Source organism: Lamprobacter modestohalophilus (genome assembly GCF_016583905.1).
Lineage (GTDB): Bacteria > Pseudomonadota > Gammaproteobacteria > Chromatiales > Chromatiaceae > Lamprobacter > Lamprobacter modestohalophilus.
Genome location: NZ_NRRY01000021.1, coordinates 38799 through 54789, shown reverse-complemented (window position 1 = coordinate 54789; position 15991 = coordinate 38799). Strand labels below are relative to the sequence as shown.

The following is a 15991-nucleotide window of genomic DNA, read 5'->3' as shown; positions in this document are numbered from 1 at the left end:
TTGTGTTGGAGAAGTCGTCAGAACGACCCTATCCACGACCAGCGACAGCATCGAGATCAGGCGACCGACATGACCTTAACCCTCAACATTCCCGATCCGCTGCAGCAGCAACGCCTGGGCTGGAACGACTTGATCTGGGTGAAGCAGCAGCCATTCGACTCGCGCTTGCGCGCAACGCCAAGCTGCTCTTGATCGACGAGCGTATCGGAAGATGCGCTATCAATGCTATCATGCTAACCACCAAGTGAGCCTAGATTAAAGATGTGATGGCCAATCTATTGGTACGCAATGTCGATGCTGACATCAGCCAGGCGCTTAAGGAGCGTGCGAGTGCTCATGGAGTGAGCGCCGAAGCGGAGCACCGGCGCATTTTGGAGGAAGCCCTGCTGCGCCCGAAGCGTCGCAGCTTTCTGCAAGTGCTCGCAGACATGCCGGACGTGGGGCACGACGAGGACTTTGCACGCAGGCAAGACGAGGCCACGCCGCCGGTCTTCGACTGAACCGAAACCAGGATGTATTTGTTCGATACCAATGTTGTCAGCGAGCTGCGCAAGGGGAAGCGGGCCAATGCCGGAGTCGTGGAATTAGTCCGAACTCTGGATGCCGATCATGCCCGCGTCTACCTCAGCGTCGTCACCCTTGGTGAGCTAAGGCGTGGAGTTGATCTGTTGCGGCATCGGGGAGATAGATCGCAGGCGGAGCGGCTTGAACGCTGGCTCAATTCGGTGATGGATGACTACGCGAACCGAATTCTGGATTTTGGCCGCGCGGAGGCGTTGCTGTGGGGACGACTGCGCGTCCCTCACCCCGAGAACGCACTCGACAAGCAGATCGCTGCGACGGCGCTGATAAGTGACCTGACCTTGGTCACCCGCAACACCGACGATTTCACTTTGACCCGCGTCAAGCTCCTGAATCCGTTCTCCTCCTGAGCGTTCGGCCGGATGGATGCTCATCGTCCTTCTGCTCGACAGCGACCTCTGCGATCCGGTCTCCGGGCTCTGCGAGCTTTGCCTACCCAACCAGGGCGGCTTGCGCGATCATCTATGGCGAACGGCGATAACTGGCGGTCGACCCTGGTTAGGCAGTTGATGGGGGGGATGAGCGCGTGATGAAAGCCGACATCGAGCAAGCCCGGGCGCCAATCCGCACCGATTTGACACTTTTGAAGTGGATGATGGGCGCTATGCTGTACGCGGGCGTTCATCAGTTGCAAGCCCCCAACAGCTAAGCCACCCTCGCCAACTGCAGGATGATCTCAATCGAAGCAAAAGGCACAAATAGCGTTCCATCCTCGTGACGCTCCAGCAGACCAAGGGTCTCGAGTCTCTCCAAATGGTGTGTAAACACAGTGGGATCGCTTGAGGCCGGCAGTTGGTCCGCCAACTCCTCCGCACGACAAGGACCGATACGCCGCAGGTGATCGAGAAGTTCCAGTCGCTCGGGTGTCACCTCGGCGAACAGCGTCTGCGTCGATTCGAAGCTGAGCCGATAATCGACCGGCCGGCCCGCTCGGCTTTCGGCCACCTGGCTGGAAACGGCATCAAAGATCGAGCCACGGTGGCCAACTTCGATAATGGCTTTCATCGGCTACCCCCAACGAGCGATATCGGCGCGCGTTCCTGGCCATCTCGCGTTCCTAGCCATCTGATTCAGAAGCTGATCTGCTTGCGTCAAGCGGACTCGCACCACGGATTGAACACCGCAACCCCGGCCGCGACGAAGTCATCCGTATCCCTGGTCACCACGGTGAGTCCATGCCGCGCCGCGCTCGCCGCGATCAGTACGTCGGGATGACTGAAGGTGTGGCCGCGCTTTCGGCCGGCTTCGATCGTCAGACGCCATTGCAGCAGGGTGTCCTCGCACAAAGGCAGGATACGACCTTCAAACATTGGTCGCAGCCGATGGTCGAGCCAATGGATCAATGCAGCGCGACGCGTCGCGTCGCCGAGTAATTCAATGCCATAGCGAATCTCGGCGAAGGTGAGGGTGCTCACGTGGAGTGCGTGCAGGGACTGGGCTGCGACGAAGTCGATCACCGACGGCGTTGGCCGCTGACGCCGCAGCTCCGATAGGACGTTGGTGTCAAGCAGCCAGCCGCTCACAGCTCGATGTCGCGGACTGGACCAGGGGCCTTGATGTGGTCGAATTCGATATCGTCGAGGTCGGCCTCAGCGAGCAATCGGACCAAGGCATCTCCCATGGGCTCGCTGCGCAGGCGCCGGTAGTCCTTGGCGGACAAGAGCACGGCCTTTTCCTTGCCGTTAACAGTGACATGCTGGGGCCCGGCCTCGCCGGCAAGACGGACCAACTCGCTGAAACGGGCTTTGGCGTCTTGGAGCTTCCACTCGCGGGGGCGTCTGGCAATTTCGGAAGGCGTTTCATTCATGGTTAAGATCGAAAATCTAGTCAGCTTGACTAGATCTTAGTCGCTACTCCCCCTCTCCGCAAGCCAATGCAGCCTTCGATCCGATTCATGATCATAGACGAGCTGTGTTGGTCTGATTGGACCATGCGGGCGTCGAGCGCCTGTTCCGCACCAATCAGCTGTTGATCGCCAGCGATTTCTTCTAGGCCCGTGCTGGCACCCTTGGCGCACCGCCCGAGGCCTATCTGGAATGGAGCGAGACCAACCCGGTCGCGCCCACGCAGATGCTGGCCGAGGTCCAGCAGGCCGGCAGCCAACGCCAAGCTGCTGCAGCCTTCGGTCACGTTCAAAAAGGGGTAACCGGAATCTACTGTTGGTCCGGGCTTTCTGCACTGCGTGGCATAGACGGTCACCTCAGATGTTACTGTTGGAACGGACTGATCTATACTTCCCGCCAGGCTCGGATTGCAGTATTGGTCCTGCCAAATCGACCACTTCATCGTCATCCACGACAGGGTTTGGATTCTTTCAACACCTGAGAACAATCATGGCGACAGTCACCTTCGATACCCTGGAATTGGTGGACAAACTCAAGACTGCAGGCTTTGCGCCCGAGCAGGCAGAAGCGGTCGTGCGCGCCATCGGGACAGCGCAGGATGAACTCGTCACGAAAGCCAACCTAGAGCAAGCCTTGGCGTCAATCCGCACCGATCTGACACTGTTGAAGTGGATGATGGGCGCCGTGCTGGCGGGAATCGTCTCGCTGATCATAAAGGCACTACTCTGATTCCAGCACCCGTCAAGAGTCATCGATGCCGTAGCGAATCTCGGCGAAGGTGACGGTGCTCACGTGGAGTGCGTCCAGGGAGTGGGCTGCGACGAAGTCGATCACCGACGAGCTGTGTTGGTCTGATTGGGCATCTTCCTCATCCAGCCGAAGTCGAATCCGAGTCGTTTAGGCGCGGGAGGCTACAATCGTAACCGCAGGAGACGCGCTGATCGAACTGGAAGTCGGGCTCGGCAGCGCGCCACGCGACATTCCACCCGCATCGAGGGCAATACCCTGGGCTCGGAGGAGATCGGTCGGGCGGTGATCGTCTTGGACCGCACCCAGACCGAGATGCAGCAGGAAGTTCGCAACTACTGGCGTGCCCTGGAATGGCTCGAGGAGCAGATCGAGGCCGAGCGCCTGCCGTCGGAGGAGCTGATCCGCGAGCTGCACAGCATCATCCTGGTGCATGGTCTGGGCCGACGGCGACGGCGCAGTGACTACCGCGTCGACGAATGTCCGGTGGTGGACAGCGCAACCCGTCGCATCGACTACGCACCGCCCAAGCCGGCAGAGGTGCCCGATTACATGGCCGATCTGGTCGCCTGGTGGCAGGGCGAGCGCGCGGCAATGCTGCCCGGCCCCGTGCACGCCGGCCTGCTGGCTCATCGCTTCGTGAGCATCCATCCCTTCCCGGACGGCAACGGCCGCACCGCCCGCGCACTCGCAACCTTCGAACTATGGCGCAGCGGCTATGAGATGCGCGGATTTCTGTCGCTGGAAGAGCACTACACCGCTTTAACACAAGTAAAAACCTGGACGAAAATAGCGCATCGCGATAAAAACAAGGCGTTACCAGAGCTATGCTCCCGATTTAGCACAAGTGCAGCCTGGTGGTTAACGCAGTTTACTGAAGTCCAGGAGCCGCACTTGAACTGACCCAACTCGACAATGGAGCGCCCGCTGATGAGCAAGATCGATGCAGGTCAACCATTGGACATCCAGGCCACCTCGGTGTTTTGGTGCCAGATCAAGACAGGCAACACTTCTTGTACTTCTTACCACTGCCGCAGGGACAGGGATCATTGCGTCCGACCTTGACGCTCTTGGCGGGCGATGACGGCCTGGCCGGCTGGGGCGGCGCCGCAGCCCTAAGCGATGCTCGCTCCTGCAGCGCCTTTTGCTGCGCCTTGTGCCGGCCTGGGAATCGCTCAGCCTCCCGCTCCGCGGCATCGAGCTCAAAGCAAAGCCAGTGCTCCATCTCCGCCACAGTGTCATCGATCAGGCCAGGCTCGCGCTGCCGGGTCTCCTCCAAGGCCGCCTCCTTGCCTCTTGCCAAGTGCTGTTTGAAATCGTGCAGGCCGATGAACCAGGTATCAATCAGCTCATCCTCATAGGCCTGCTCGATATCCTCGATCAGCTCCTCTGGGTAGAGTTCATAAGCCACCAGGACCAGGCTGGTCCAGAACGGATGATCGTACTCACGCCCGAGTTTGCCGCGAAACAGGGTCGCCAAATAGGCAACCGCCTCGTCACGCGCGAGTTGGCCTTCGCAAACCAGAATCGGTAGCGTCCTCAAAGCGGCCCCACGCACATACTCGTTGACCGTCGGCGTCTCGATCAGCCCTTTGATCGGCTCAAGATCACCAGCGCAGACCGAGGCGAGGATGCCGCAGAGATCGTCGGTCACCAAATCGCCGGTGATCTCCAGGCTGATCTCGCCCGGGGTCGAAAACAGTTTGATCAGCAGCGGATAGGCAGCCGGCTCGCGAAACTGTGCCAAGAGATACATGGCATAGAAGTGCGTCATCCGCGTCGGCTCATCGGCCAGGGCCAGCGGGTCATCGGCGCACTGCGCCAGTTGCTCCAATAGCCAGGGCGTGATGGCCTCGCGCTGCGCGATCGCGGCGCGCACGGCGTCGCGCGGAAATCGTGGTGTCACAAATTCAAGTTGCTGTTTGATGTCGTCGATATCCAATGCTCTCTCCGAGTCCTGTGCTTAGTGGCTGCCCATTTTCTACTTCCCGATAATCGCCCTCCCTGGGCCCTCAAATCGGGAAGCAGTTGATGGACAGTTTCTTAGTCGCTGTGCATCTACTTGACGCCATAGCGATCGGCGATCGGCCCTCATCCACTATGCAACGGCTTGCAAAGGCAGACCGGCTTCAAGGCTAGACTCATCAGGTCTGTTTGCTGATTCGCGCTCGGTTTACCCATAATCACTCTCATGGGCAAACGAAGCTTCATGCGCGGACGGCGGCCGAGCCTAGAGCGGTTGCGACTGCAGCTGGCGCGGCCGGACGCATTATTCTCACATGCGCTGCTCGGACTCGTCACCGGCCTCGCAACCGGGATCGTCATCGTCGTCTTCCGTCTCGCCGTGGAGGGGACGCAGGCGGTCATGCTTCCCGATCATGGCGAGAACTACGAGGCCATCGCGCCGCTGTGGCGCTTTCTGCTGCCGGTACTGGGCGCGGTACTGATCGGGCTGCTATTCCTGCGCTTTGCCAAGGGCATCTATGTGCTCGGCGTCGCCCGCGTGCTGGAGCGCATGGAATACCATCAGGGCCACATGACCCTGCGAGGCTTCGTGCTGCAGTTCCTGGGCGCGGCCATCGCCATCATCAGTGGCCACTCAGTCGGGCGCGAGGGTCCGCATGTCTATCTCGGCGCGGCCGGTGGCAGCCTGATCGGCCAGTGGCTGAGCCTGCCGAATAACAGCATCCGCACCATGGTCGCCTGCGGTACCGCGGCAGGGATCTCGGCCTCGTTCAATACGCCGCTCGCGGGCGTCATCTTTGCCCTGGAGGTGCTGGCGCTCGAGTACAGCATCACTGGCTTCATCCCCATCATTCTCGCCGCTGTCAGCGCCAACGCGCTCTCGGTGTGGCTGTTCGGCAGCGCCCCGACCTTTGCCATCCCGCCCTTCTTGCTCACCTCGCTGTCGGATCTGCTGCCGGTGTTGCTGCTCGGTCTCTTCGCCGGCGCTGTCTCCGCCGCCTATATCCAGCTCTTGCAGTCGATCGCCAGCGCCAGCAAGCCGCTCAGTTTCTTCACGCGCGTCTGCCTGGCGGGTCTGGCCGCGGGTACCTTTGGCGTCCTGGTCCCCGAGGTCATGGGGCTTGGCTATGACTCGCTGGGCGACCTGCTGACGCAGACGCTGCCCTGGACCTTTCTGCTCGTGCTGCTGATCGCCAAGCTGTTGGCGACCTCGACCAGCGTTGGCCTCGGCATCCCGGGCGGCACCATCGGGCCGGCGCTCTTCATGGGCGCCACTGTCGGCCATCTGACCGGCGTGATGGCTGACAGCTTGACGGGCACTGATGCATCGCACGCCAGCTTTTACGCCCTGCTGGGCATGGGCGCCATGATGGGCGCTAGCCTGCAGGCACCACTGGCGGCGTTGACGGCGGTGGTCGAGCTGACCCACAGCCCCGGCGTCATCATGCCAGGCATGCTGACCATCATCCTGGCCGCGGTCACCAGTAAGCAGCTCTTCCGAAAAGACTCGTTGTTCGTGACCATGCTCAGGGCCAACGGCTTGGATTATCGGTCCAATCCGGTGGTCGCGATGCTGCGCCGCAGCGGTGTGACCAGCGCCATGAACACCCGCCTCTCGCGCCAAGAGCCCCTGCTCAGCCGCGAGCAGGCGCAGCGTCTGATGAGCGAGAACCTGGATTGGATCATCGTCGACCGCGACGGTAAGCCGGCCTTTGCCATGCCTGGCATCGCCATTGCCAGCCATCTCTCACAAGATGAGCAGGCCGAAGAGATTGACCTGCTGGAGATCCCGGCCGACCGTCTCGAGCTCGCCCCGGTGCATCTGCAGGCAACACTTCAGGAGGCCCTGGACATCCTCAATCGCGAGGGGGCGGAGGCACTCTATGTGACCCGTCCCATCGCGCCTGGCATCAACCACATCTATGGCGTGCTGACACGCGGCCGAATCGAGTCGGCGTATCGCTATTGAAGCGACATCCCCTGGAGCCGGCAGCAGGCCAAGCGCGGGGCCTTTCATTGCACAGCGATAGCGGTCAGCTGCCGTTGCAAGGATCAAGCGCTCGACGGCGCTGCGTCCGCTATCGCTCGCTCGGCCAGCCGATAGCCAATCTCGATGAGTTCGCGCGCACGATGAAACTCGTGGGCTTCGCAAACATCGCGTGGAACGTTGATCAGCACATCCGGCGCATAAGCGGCGAGCTTCATTGCCGAGATCGCGTTCTGCATGGTCTCGAACGAACGACTCATCAACTCGAACATCCCCAGCTCGCGGGCTTCCACATCATCAGATTTCAGGCTTTCGCCGATGCCGTCCAAGAACTCGAGGATGCGTCCGCGGAGGTCATCGTCCCGCTTTTGGTTAGACGACGTCTTGGACGCAGAAGCGGGGCCAGGAGCGAGCGTTGTGGTTGACGCGGGGGCATCCTCGGGATCGCCGTTCAGGTTCACAGCGATGGTCAGATCGGTGAGATCGCGGAAGGTAGGCGCGATCGGAACCGGATTCAGCAAGCCACCATCCACCAAGGTGAGGCCGAGATAGCGATGCGGGGTGAACACCGTCGGCACCGCGATCGAGGCGCGGATCGCATCGAAGAGCGGCCCCTTGGTGATCCAGACCTCGCGCTGGCGCTCGATATCGGTCGCGACCGCGGTGTAGGTGATCGGTAGCTGCTCGATGTCGTGCTCACCCACCATCTCCCGCAGACGGTCTATGATCCGATCGCCCTTGATCAGACCTGACGAATGGAAGGCGAGGTCCAGAAAGCGCAGTACATCGGTGCGCCGCAGCGCGCAGACCCAGTCGCAATAACTGTCCAGCTTACCGGCAGCATGGATGCCGCCAACGAGTGCCCCCATCGAGCAGCCGGCGATGGACTCGATCCGATAGCCCTGCGCCTCTAGCCATCGGATGATGCCGATGTGCGTCAGCCCACGCGCGCCGCCGCTACCGAGGACCAGGGAGACACGTGGACCAGTCCGATCGTTCATTCGGTTTGACTCCGGTCGGCAGGATGCACACAAGCGTTGAAGCAGCCTGAACGATCTGATCGATGACGATGGTGATCAAACAAAAAGGCCGTGGTGCTCAAACAAAAACGGGTTAGCCGATCTCTCAGCTAACCCGTTGTTCTAATTGGCGTCCCCACGGGGATTCGAACCCCGGTTGCCGCCGTGAAAGGGCGGTGTCCTAGGCCTCTAGACGATGGGGACAGAGGCTCTCTATGTAAAAACCGGCAGACCGCCCTTCGCGGTCAGAGCACGGGCTGATGTGCCGGATCTCTTCAAAATTGGTGGAGCCAGGCGGGATCGAACCGCCGACCTCAACACTGCCAGTGTTGCGCTCTCCCAGCTGAGCTATGGCCCCGTCACCGAGCCGGTTATATTAGTGGCCTCTCACCGCGTTGTCTAGCGAAAAGTGATGCTGCCATCAGCCCAGGGAACAGGCCAAATGCGCATGGAGTCTGCAGGCCGAATCCTCCAGCCGAGCGAAACCTTGTCAACCCCCTACAAAACATGCATGTTTAGCCCGTTTTTAACCTGAATCTCACGCGATTCATTTTCCGGGGTGGCACCGCGCCATAATCGGTTAGGTGCAGCCGACTGCTCGGCGGTAGTTCTGATCACGCTTCTCAGCAATCGCCAGATTTCCGCTGCAAGACGGACACAGTCCGCCACCAACCCAAGCGACGATGAAGCGCCTGTTTCACTGTAACGTCTTTTCCACTCGACGAGGTCTAAACACCATGATGCGCATCCTTCTGTTCTTGGGCACCAACATCGCGGTGCTCGTTGTCATCAGCATCGTTTTCAACCTGCTGGGAATCGGCGGCCTGCTGGCGGCAAACAACGTTGATCTGAACCTGGGAGCCCTACTTGTTTTCGCGGCAGTGATCGGTTTCTCCGGCTCGTTGATCTCGCTGTTCCTCTCGAAGTGGATGGCTAAGCGTTCGATGGGGGTGCAGATCATCGAGCAGCCCTCGACCCCGTTCGAGCATTGGCTGATCGATCTGGTCCGTCGCCAGTCCGAGCAGGCCGGCATCCGCATGCCCGAGGTCGGCATCTTCGATCAGCCCGATCCGAACGCCTTCGCCACCGGATGGAACAAGAACGACGCCCTGGTCGCGGTGAGCACCGGCCTGCTGCAGCACATGAGCAAGGATGAGGTCGAAGCCGTGGTTGGTCACGAGATCAGCCACGTCGCCAATGGCGACATGGTCACGCTGGCGCTGATTCAGGGCGTGGTCAACACCTTCGTGGTGTTCCTGGCGCGGGTAATCGGCCACACGGTCGACCGGGTGGTGTTCAAGAATGAGGAGGGCCATGGCATCGGCTATTTCGTCGTCAGCATCCTCGCCGAGATCCTGCTCTCGGTGCTCGCCTCGATGATCGTGATGTGGTTCTCGCGCTATCGCGAATTTCACGCCGATGCCGGTGGCGCCGATCTGGCTGGACGCCAAAAGATGATTGCCGCGCTGCGCGCCCTGCAGCGCGTGCACGAGCCACGCGACCTGCCTGCCGGCGAGTTTGCGGCCTTTGGTATCTCGGGTAAGATTGCGCAGGGCTTTATGGCGCTGTTTGCCAGCCATCCACCGCTGGAGCAGCGCATCGCCGCGCTGGAAGCTGCACGCTGAGTCAGGACGCATAGGCCAACAAAGCGCCGGCTAGGGACAAGGTCCGGCGCTTCGCGGAGGCTAGGCGCTCAGTTCCTTGAGACGATTGCGCTGCGAATAGGGCGGACATTGAATCGCGGCCGACGCCGTCTGGGCCGGCCGCGCTTCATCGTCTGGAATGACGGCGCGCGATGTACCTGGCGCCACCTTAAGGCGCAACGCCCCAACCTATCCACAATGCCGTCTGAGCACGCCGCTCACGAACCTGATAATGGATATTGGGAATTGGACCGACGGCAACAGGATGCTCTGCGCTAAACTCAGGAGTCTCATCCAGGGCCCTGGCAGAAATCTGGCCGGCGCCCCAGACCCATTCCGACTGCCGTCGATAACGTCATGAGCGCGCTTCTCGAGCTATTCCGAAACTCGTCTGCCTACTACGGGGGCAACGCAGCCTTCATTGAGGATCTCTACGAGCGTTTCCTGAAGGACCCGGAGAGTGTCGATCTCGCCTGGCGCCAGCGCTTCGAGCTGATCCATCAAGAGGCCGCCAATGAGGTCCCACATGGACCGGTGCGGGAGAACTTTCAGCGCCTCGCCAACGAGAGCCGCAACCGTGCTCAAACGCGGTCACTGAGTCGCCTAGAGCCTGCCGCCGCTGAGAAGCAAACCGCGGTTGTGCGGTTGATCAATAGCTTCCGCTACCGCGGTCATCAGATCGCGAACCTGGACCCACTGAAACTGCGACCAGCGCCGAAGGTTGCGGATCTGCTGCCGAGCTACCACGGTCTCGAAGACGCCGACCTCGACCAGGTCTTCCACACCGGCTCGCTCTACGCGCCGGATCGGATGCCACTGCGCGGCATCATCGACTTGCTGCAGCGCATCTATTGTGGTCCGGTCGGGTCTGAGTACATGCACATGACCTCGACCAGCGAGAAGCGCTGGCTGCAAAAGCGTATCGAGGGCTACCAGGCGCGTCCGGAGCTGAAGGCCGCCGATCGGCGTTGGCTGCTCACCTTGCTGACCGCAGCCGAGGGTTTAGAGAAATACCTACACACCCGTTATGTCGGCCAGAAGCGGTTTTCGCTCGAAGGCGGTGAGGCGCTGATCCCGCTGCTCGACGAGTTGATCCAACGCGCCGGGCGCAAGGGCGTGCGCGAGATCGTCATCGGCATGGCGCATCGCGGCCGGCTGAATGTGCTGGTGAATATCCTCGGCAAGCCGCCGCAGGAGATCTTCGCCGAGTTCGAGGGCAAGGTGCGCCTGAGCCCGCGCCAGCTCGCCGGCGATGTCAAATACCATCTCGGCTTCGCGACCGATATCGACACGCCCGGCGGGATCACCCATGTCGCACTCGGCTTCAATCCCTCGCACCTGGAGATCATCAACCCGGTCATCGAGGGCTCGGTGCGCGCACGCCAGCGCCGCCGTGGCGATCGCAGCGGCGATCATGTGATGCCGGTGCTGATCCATGGCGATGCCGCCTTCGCCGGCCAGGGCGTGGTCACCGAGACCTTGCAGCTCTCGCAGACCCGCAGTTATGGCACCGGCGGCACTGTCCATATCGTCATCAATAATCAGATCGGCTTTACCACCAGCAACCCGCTCGATACCCGCTCAACCTTCTATTGCACCGACGTCGCCAAGATGGTGCAGGCGCCGGTCTTCCATGTGAACGGCGATGATCCGGAGGCGGTGATCTTTGTCACCCGCTTGGCCCTCGACTACCGCAACCAGTTCAAAAAGGACGTCGTCATCGACCTGATCTGCTACCGCCGCCTCGGCCACAACGAGGCCGATGAGCCGGCGGTCACCCAGCCGATGATGTACAAGCGCATCCGCCAGCACCCCACCGCTCGGGCCATCTACGCTGATCGGCTGATCGACCGTGGCCAACTCAGTCGTGATGAGACAGGGGCGTTGATCGAGGACTACCGATCCAGCATCGAGCACGGGATCGTGGTTGCCCGTCCCGTGCTCTGCGGCCTTGAGCATAGCTACCGGGTCGACTGGAAGTCGCGCTTTGGCGATGACTGGCACCTGCCCGCGGACACCGGCTTCCCGCGTGAGCGGCTGCAAGAGCTGGCCGAGCGCCAGCTGCAGCTCCCGGATGGCTTCGAGCTGCATGCCCGAGTCGCCAAGGTCTGGGCCGAACGGCGCAAGATGGCGCAGGGCGATCAGCTCGCGAACTGGGGCTTTGCCGAGAACCTGGCCTATGCGACGCTGCTCGACGCTGGGTATCCGGTGCGGCTTTCGGGTCAGGATGCGAGTCGAGGCACCTTCGTGCATCGCCACGCCAAGGTCCATTGTCAGCGCACTGGCAACGACTACACCCCGTTGCAACACATCGCCGCGCCTCCGGGCCAAACCCTCGAGCAGACCGAGCAACAGGCTCCGTTCATCGCCATCGACTCAATCCTGTCGGAAGAGGCGGTACTGGGTTTCGAATACGGCTTCGCGACCGCCGAGCCGAATGCACTGACGCTCTGGGAGGCCCAGTTCGGCGATTTCGCCAATGGCGCTCAGGTCGTCATCGACCAGTTCATCAGTTCGGCGGGCAGCAAGTGGGGGCTCGACTGCGGGCTGGTGATGCTGCTGCCGCATGGCCTCGAAGGACAGGGCGCCGAACACTCATCGGCGAGGCTGGAGCGTTTCCTGCAGCTCTGCGCCGAACACAACATCCAGGTCTGCGTGCCAACCACGCCGGCACAGATGTTCCATCTCTTGCGCCGGCAGCTCTTGCGCGATTATCGACGGCCCTTGGTGGTGATGACGCCGAAGAGCCTACTCCGACATCGGCTCGCCGTCTCATCCTTGGACGATCTCGCACATGGCGCCTTCCAGCCGGTTATTCCGGAGCCTGATCCGCTCGACCCGGCAGCGGTCGAGCGCCTGATCTTCTGTTCCGGTAAGGTCTACTATGACCTGTTAGAGGCGCGTCACGCGCGCGGTCTGACCGATGTCGCCATCATCCGTATCGAGCAGCTCTATCCGTTTCCGAAAGAGGCCTTCGCGGCGGTGCTGGCCGATTATCCGGACACCCAAGAGATCATCTGGTGCCAAGAGGAGCCCCAAAACCAAGGCGCTTGGGATCAGATCAAGCACCGCTTTCATGGGCTCATCCTGAGCGGCAAGCAGGCGTTTTACGTCGGCCGGCCCGCGGCAGCCACCCCCGCCGTCGGCCACCGCGCCGTGCACGTGGAGCAACAAGAGCGTTTGATCGACGAAGCCCTGACCGGGCGTATCAATCCGAGCATGAATCGTCGCATCCCGATCCCGCTCGACAACGGGCTTGGATCAGATGACGATCAATCCTAGCAGCCGTCCGCGCAACCCATCACTCGATCAACCGGAGCCCCATGCCCACTGAAGTTCGTGTCCCTGCCCTACCCGAATCGGTTGCCGACGCAACGGTACTGACCTGGCATTTCAAGCCTGGCGATCAGGTTCGTCAAGACGACACCCTGGTCGATCTCGAGACCGACAAGGTCGTGCTCGAGGTGCCCTCACCGGCCGATGGCATCCTGCTCGACATCACTGCCGACGAGGGCGCCCTGGTCACGAACGACAGTGTGCTCGGCAGCATTGAGCCGCAGGCCTCTCAGCCAACAGACAACAAGAGCCCGACAGCCAAAGAGCCGGATGCCGCGGCGCACACGGCGCGCGCGCCCCAAGGCACGAGCCCGGCGACTCGCGTCGGCGGCAGCGCCAGCGTCGACGCTAATGCCGACGTCGATGCCAGTGCCGGCGAAGCGGCAGGCACTGAGAACAAGGCGACTGATCAGCGCTCAGCCCGCCCTGGCGACCCAGTTCTCGCGCCCGCTGCAAGACGCCTGGTCAAGGAGATGAACCTCGACGCCAGGCGTATCCGTGGCAGCGGCAAAGGTGGCCGCATCACCAAGGCTGACGTGATCGCCTGGCTCGATGTACAGGAGGCGGCCGAGCCGGCGATCGATCCCGATGCCGCAGCCCTGGCCAAGAAGTGGGCCGTTGCCCATGAGCTCGAGTCCGAACCGCTCGACAAGCCCCAGTCACCAAGACTCACCGGCGAGGCAGGGCGACCCGAGCAACGGGTACCCATGACCAGACTGCGGGCACGGATCGCAGAGCGCCTGGTCGAGGCGCAACAGACTGCCGCGATGCTGACCACCTTCAACGAGGTCGACATGGCAGCGGTACTGGCACTGCGCCATCAATACAAAGAACGCTTCGAGCAGACGCACGGCGTGCGCCTCGGGCTGATGTCGTTCTTCGTCAAGGCGGCGGTCGAAGCGCTGCAGCGTTTCCCGATCATCAACGCCTCAGTGGATGGCAACGACATCATCTACCATGGCTACTACGATATTGGCATCGCGGTCAGCTCAGAGCGGGGGCTCGTCGTGCCGATCCTGCGCAACTGCGACCAGCTCAGCATGGCTGATGTCGAGCGCGGCATCGTCGACTTCGCCAACAAGGCAAAGGACGGCTCCCTGAGCTTCGAGGAGCTGACCGGCGGCACCTTTTCGATCACCAACGGCGGGGTCTTCGGGTCGATGCTCTCAACCCCGATCCTGAACCTGCCGCAAAGCGCCATTCTCGGCATGCACAAGGTTCAGGAGCGTCCAATCGCGGTCGACGGAGCGGTCGTGATCCGCCCGATGATGTATCTGGCACTGTCCTACGATCACCGCATCGTCGACGGGCGCGAGGCCGTGCAGTTTCTGCAGACCATCAAGGACACCCTGGAAGATCCCGCACGGCTCCTACTGCGGATCTAAGCGGGGCCAGAGTAAACGAAAAGCGCCGGAAGCCTAGGCTTCCGGCGCTTGCTGTTTTCGGCCTCACAGCCAAGCCTAAGCCTGGCCGATCCGCCGGCAGCTCATCGGATCGCGTCAGGTTGCCGGGATGACCTCGATGCGAACGGTCACAGCGACATCGGAATGCAGATGCAGTTCGACATCGTAGTCACCGACGGCCCGGAACGGACCGTCTGGCAGGCGAACCTCACTTTTGAGCAGCTCCATGCCGAGACCGCCTTCGGTGATGGCCGCGGCGATATCGGCGGTGCCGACCGAGCCGAACAAACGCCCCTCATCGCCAGCCTTACGTGGGATCGTGACAATCACACCCTCGAGCTTCGCCTTGCGTGCTTCAGCGGCTGCGAGTGCGTCCGCCGCCTCGCGCTCGAGCTCGGCACGGCGCTCGTCAAAGGCCTTCAAGTTGTCGGCGGTGGCAGGCTTAGCGAAGCCTGATGGGATCAGGAAATTGCGGCCGTAGCCAGCGCGCACCGAGACCTTGTCTCCGAGCTCGCCTAAGCCACGTACCTTCTTCATTAGGATCAGGTCCACTGGGGATCTCCTTCGTGAATGCGTTTAGGGATTCAGCTCAGGCTCAGTGGCCGTCGGTGTACGGCAACAGCGCAACGAAACGTGCGCGCTTGATCGCCGTCGCGAGCTGGCGCTGGTAGCGCGCCGAGGTGCCGGTAATGCGGCTCGGAACGATCTTGCCTGACTCACTGACGAAGGCCTTGAGCAGGTTGAGATCCTTGTAATCGATCTCGGTGATGCCTTCAGCGGTGAACCGGCAGTAGCGTTTGCGGCGGAAGTAGCGTGACATGAGGTGCCTCGACAGTATGTAGACTGAGGATAAGGATTGCGGTTAGCGGAATGGATCGCTGATTCGGAACGGCGTCAGAGGTTACCGTGACACCAGTGCTTCATCGTCCGGGGTGGTGATGCGGGTGGTGATGCACAGTGTGAGCTACCGTAAAACAAGCGCTCCATCATCCGAGTTAGCGATGCGTTCTATGGGTTAGTCGCGATCCGAATCGCGGTCTGAATCACGCGACCGCTCGCCGCGACCCTCGCCACCCTCGTCGTAGCGTCTCGGACGACGCTCGCCCCGGTCTCCGCCGTCATCATCCCCAGAGCCCTCACGCTCATCACCCGTCTTCAGCAGCGGCGATGGCTCGGTGACCGCCGCGTCGCGCTTGATGATCATGTTGCGCAGCACCGCATCGTTGAAGCGGAAGGCGCTTTCGAGCTCGGCCAAGGCCTCAGCATCGCACTCCACGTTCATCAGCACGTAATGCGCCTTATGGATCTTATTGATCGGATAGGCCAGCTGGCGCCGCCCCCAGTCCTCCAACCGATGGATCTGGCCACCGCGCGACTCGATGCTGGTCCGGTAGCGATCCAGCATGGCTGGCACCTGTTCGCTCTGGCTCGGATGAACCAGAAAGACGATCTCGTAATGACGCAT

At 61.5% G+C, this 15991-nt stretch carries 18 protein-coding genes and 2 tRNA genes; 10 read left to right on the top strand and 10 right to left on the bottom strand.

Translation table 11 applies throughout. The features are described from left to right. The first annotated feature begins 69 nt into the window (after positions 1-69). The 4 genes from CKO42_RS27960 to CKO42_RS13520 are packed head-to-tail and all read left to right on the top strand — an operon-like array spanning position 70 to position 932. Positions 70-192, top strand: a complete 123-nt coding sequence (locus CKO42_RS27960) for a hypothetical protein (RefSeq protein WP_274608918.1) — start codon at positions 70-72, stop codon at positions 190-192. Further along, positions 153-248, top strand: a complete 96-nt coding sequence (locus CKO42_RS28725; RefSeq protein WP_476737471.1) for a hypothetical protein — start codon at positions 153-155, stop codon at positions 246-248. Before CKO42_RS27960 ends, CKO42_RS28725 begins: the two co-directional genes overlap by 40 nt. Positions 249-266: 18 nt before the next feature. Then, a complete protein-coding gene (locus CKO42_RS13525; RefSeq protein ID WP_200244840.1) occupies positions 267-500 on the top strand; it encodes a FitA-like ribbon-helix-helix domain-containing protein in 234 nt (77 codons plus the stop codon). Between the two features lie 12 nt (positions 501-512). Then, complete coding sequence (locus CKO42_RS13520) at positions 513-932, top strand: type II toxin-antitoxin system VapC family toxin (RefSeq protein ID WP_200244839.1); 420 nt, start codon at positions 513-515, stop codon at positions 930-932. 295 nt (positions 933-1227) lie between these two features. Here the strand turns inward: CKO42_RS13520 and CKO42_RS13515 are convergent, their stop codons facing one another. The 3 genes from CKO42_RS13515 to CKO42_RS13505 all read right to left on the bottom strand — a co-directional run bounded on the left by CKO42_RS13515 (position 1228) and on the right by CKO42_RS13505 (position 2389). Beyond that, a complete protein-coding gene (locus tag CKO42_RS13515; RefSeq protein ID WP_200244836.1) occupies positions 1228-1587 on the bottom strand; it encodes an HVO_A0114 family putative DNA-binding protein in 360 nt (119 codons plus the stop codon). Between the two features lie 86 nt (positions 1588-1673). Then, positions 1674-2105 (bottom strand): PIN domain-containing protein, encoded by a 432-nt coding sequence (locus tag CKO42_RS13510; protein ID WP_200244834.1) that lies wholly within the window; start codon positions 2103-2105, stop codon positions 1674-1676. Next, positions 2102-2389, bottom strand: a complete 288-nt coding sequence (locus CKO42_RS13505; protein ID WP_200244833.1) for a type II toxin-antitoxin system Phd/YefM family antitoxin — start codon at positions 2387-2389, stop codon at positions 2102-2104. The genes CKO42_RS13510 and CKO42_RS13505 overlap by 4 nt, the downstream gene beginning before the upstream one ends. A 526-nt stretch (positions 2390-2915) precedes the next feature. Here CKO42_RS13505 and CKO42_RS13500 point away from each other — a divergent pair. Beyond that, entirely contained in the window at positions 2916-3155 is a 240-nt protein-coding gene (locus CKO42_RS13500) for a CCDC90 family protein (RefSeq protein ID WP_200244832.1), read from the top strand. 126 nt (positions 3156-3281) lie between these two features. Further along, positions 3282-4076 (top strand): Fic family protein, encoded by a 795-nt coding sequence (locus CKO42_RS13495; RefSeq protein ID WP_242479376.1) that lies wholly within the window; start codon positions 3282-3284, stop codon positions 4074-4076. A 91-nt stretch (positions 4077-4167) separates the two neighbouring features. On the opposite strand, the gene CKO42_RS13490 is transcribed toward CKO42_RS13495, so the two are convergent. Further along, positions 4168-5115, bottom strand: a complete 948-nt coding sequence (locus tag CKO42_RS13490) for a DUF1186 domain-containing protein (RefSeq protein ID WP_200244831.1) — start codon at positions 5113-5115, stop codon at positions 4168-4170. 249 nt (positions 5116-5364) lie between these two features. Between CKO42_RS13490 and CKO42_RS13485 the strand changes: the two genes are divergently transcribed. Beyond that, a complete protein-coding gene (locus tag CKO42_RS13485; protein WP_200244829.1) occupies positions 5365-7107 on the top strand; it encodes a chloride channel protein in 1743 nt (580 codons plus the stop codon). A gap of 83 nt (positions 7108-7190) precedes the next feature. On the opposite strand, the gene CKO42_RS13480 is transcribed toward CKO42_RS13485, so the two are convergent. From CKO42_RS13480 to CKO42_RS13470, 3 genes are all read right to left on the bottom strand, one after another. Beyond that, the gene (locus tag CKO42_RS13480) at positions 7191-8126 is read right to left on the bottom strand and encodes a patatin-like phospholipase family protein (RefSeq protein WP_200244826.1); all 936 of its coding nucleotides are present in this window, start codon (positions 8124-8126) and stop codon (positions 7191-7193) included. Positions 8127-8272: 146 nt separating this feature from the next. Then, positions 8273-8348: transfer RNA gene (locus tag CKO42_RS13475), tRNA-Glu, on the bottom strand. Positions 8349-8426: 78 nt separating this feature from the next. Next, a tRNA-Ala gene (locus CKO42_RS13470) sits at positions 8427-8502 on the bottom strand. A 379-nt stretch (positions 8503-8881) separates the two neighbouring features. Here CKO42_RS13470 and htpX point away from each other — a divergent pair. The 3 genes from htpX (at position 8882) to odhB (ending at position 14508) form a co-directional block, all read left to right on the top strand. After that, a complete protein-coding gene (gene htpX / locus CKO42_RS13465) occupies positions 8882-9769 on the top strand; it encodes a protease HtpX (RefSeq protein ID WP_200244822.1) in 888 nt (295 codons plus the stop codon). A 375-nt stretch (positions 9770-10144) separates the two neighbouring features. Next, entirely contained in the window at positions 10145-13069 is a 2925-nt protein-coding gene (locus CKO42_RS13460) for a 2-oxoglutarate dehydrogenase E1 component (RefSeq protein WP_200244820.1), read from the top strand. A 41-nt stretch (positions 13070-13110) separates the two neighbouring features. Next, complete coding sequence (odhB, locus tag CKO42_RS13455; RefSeq protein ID WP_200244818.1) at positions 13111-14508, top strand: 2-oxoglutarate dehydrogenase complex dihydrolipoyllysine-residue succinyltransferase; 1398 nt, start codon at positions 13111-13113, stop codon at positions 14506-14508. A 114-nt stretch (positions 14509-14622) separates the two neighbouring features. Here the strand turns inward: odhB and rplI are convergent, their stop codons facing one another. The 3 genes from rplI to rpsF all read right to left on the bottom strand — a co-directional run bounded on the left by rplI (position 14623) and on the right by rpsF (position 15991). Continuing rightward, positions 14623-15078, bottom strand: coding sequence for a 50S ribosomal protein L9 (gene rplI / locus CKO42_RS13450; protein WP_200244816.1), 456 nt, complete (start codon positions 15076-15078; stop codon positions 14623-14625). 43 nt (positions 15079-15121) lie between these two features. Then, entirely contained in the window at positions 15122-15346 is a 225-nt protein-coding gene (rpsR, locus tag CKO42_RS13445) for a 30S ribosomal protein S18 (protein WP_200244815.1), read from the bottom strand. A 195-nt stretch (positions 15347-15541) separates the two neighbouring features. Further along, entirely contained in the window at positions 15542-15991 is a 450-nt protein-coding gene (gene rpsF, locus CKO42_RS13440) for a 30S ribosomal protein S6 (protein WP_200244814.1), read from the bottom strand.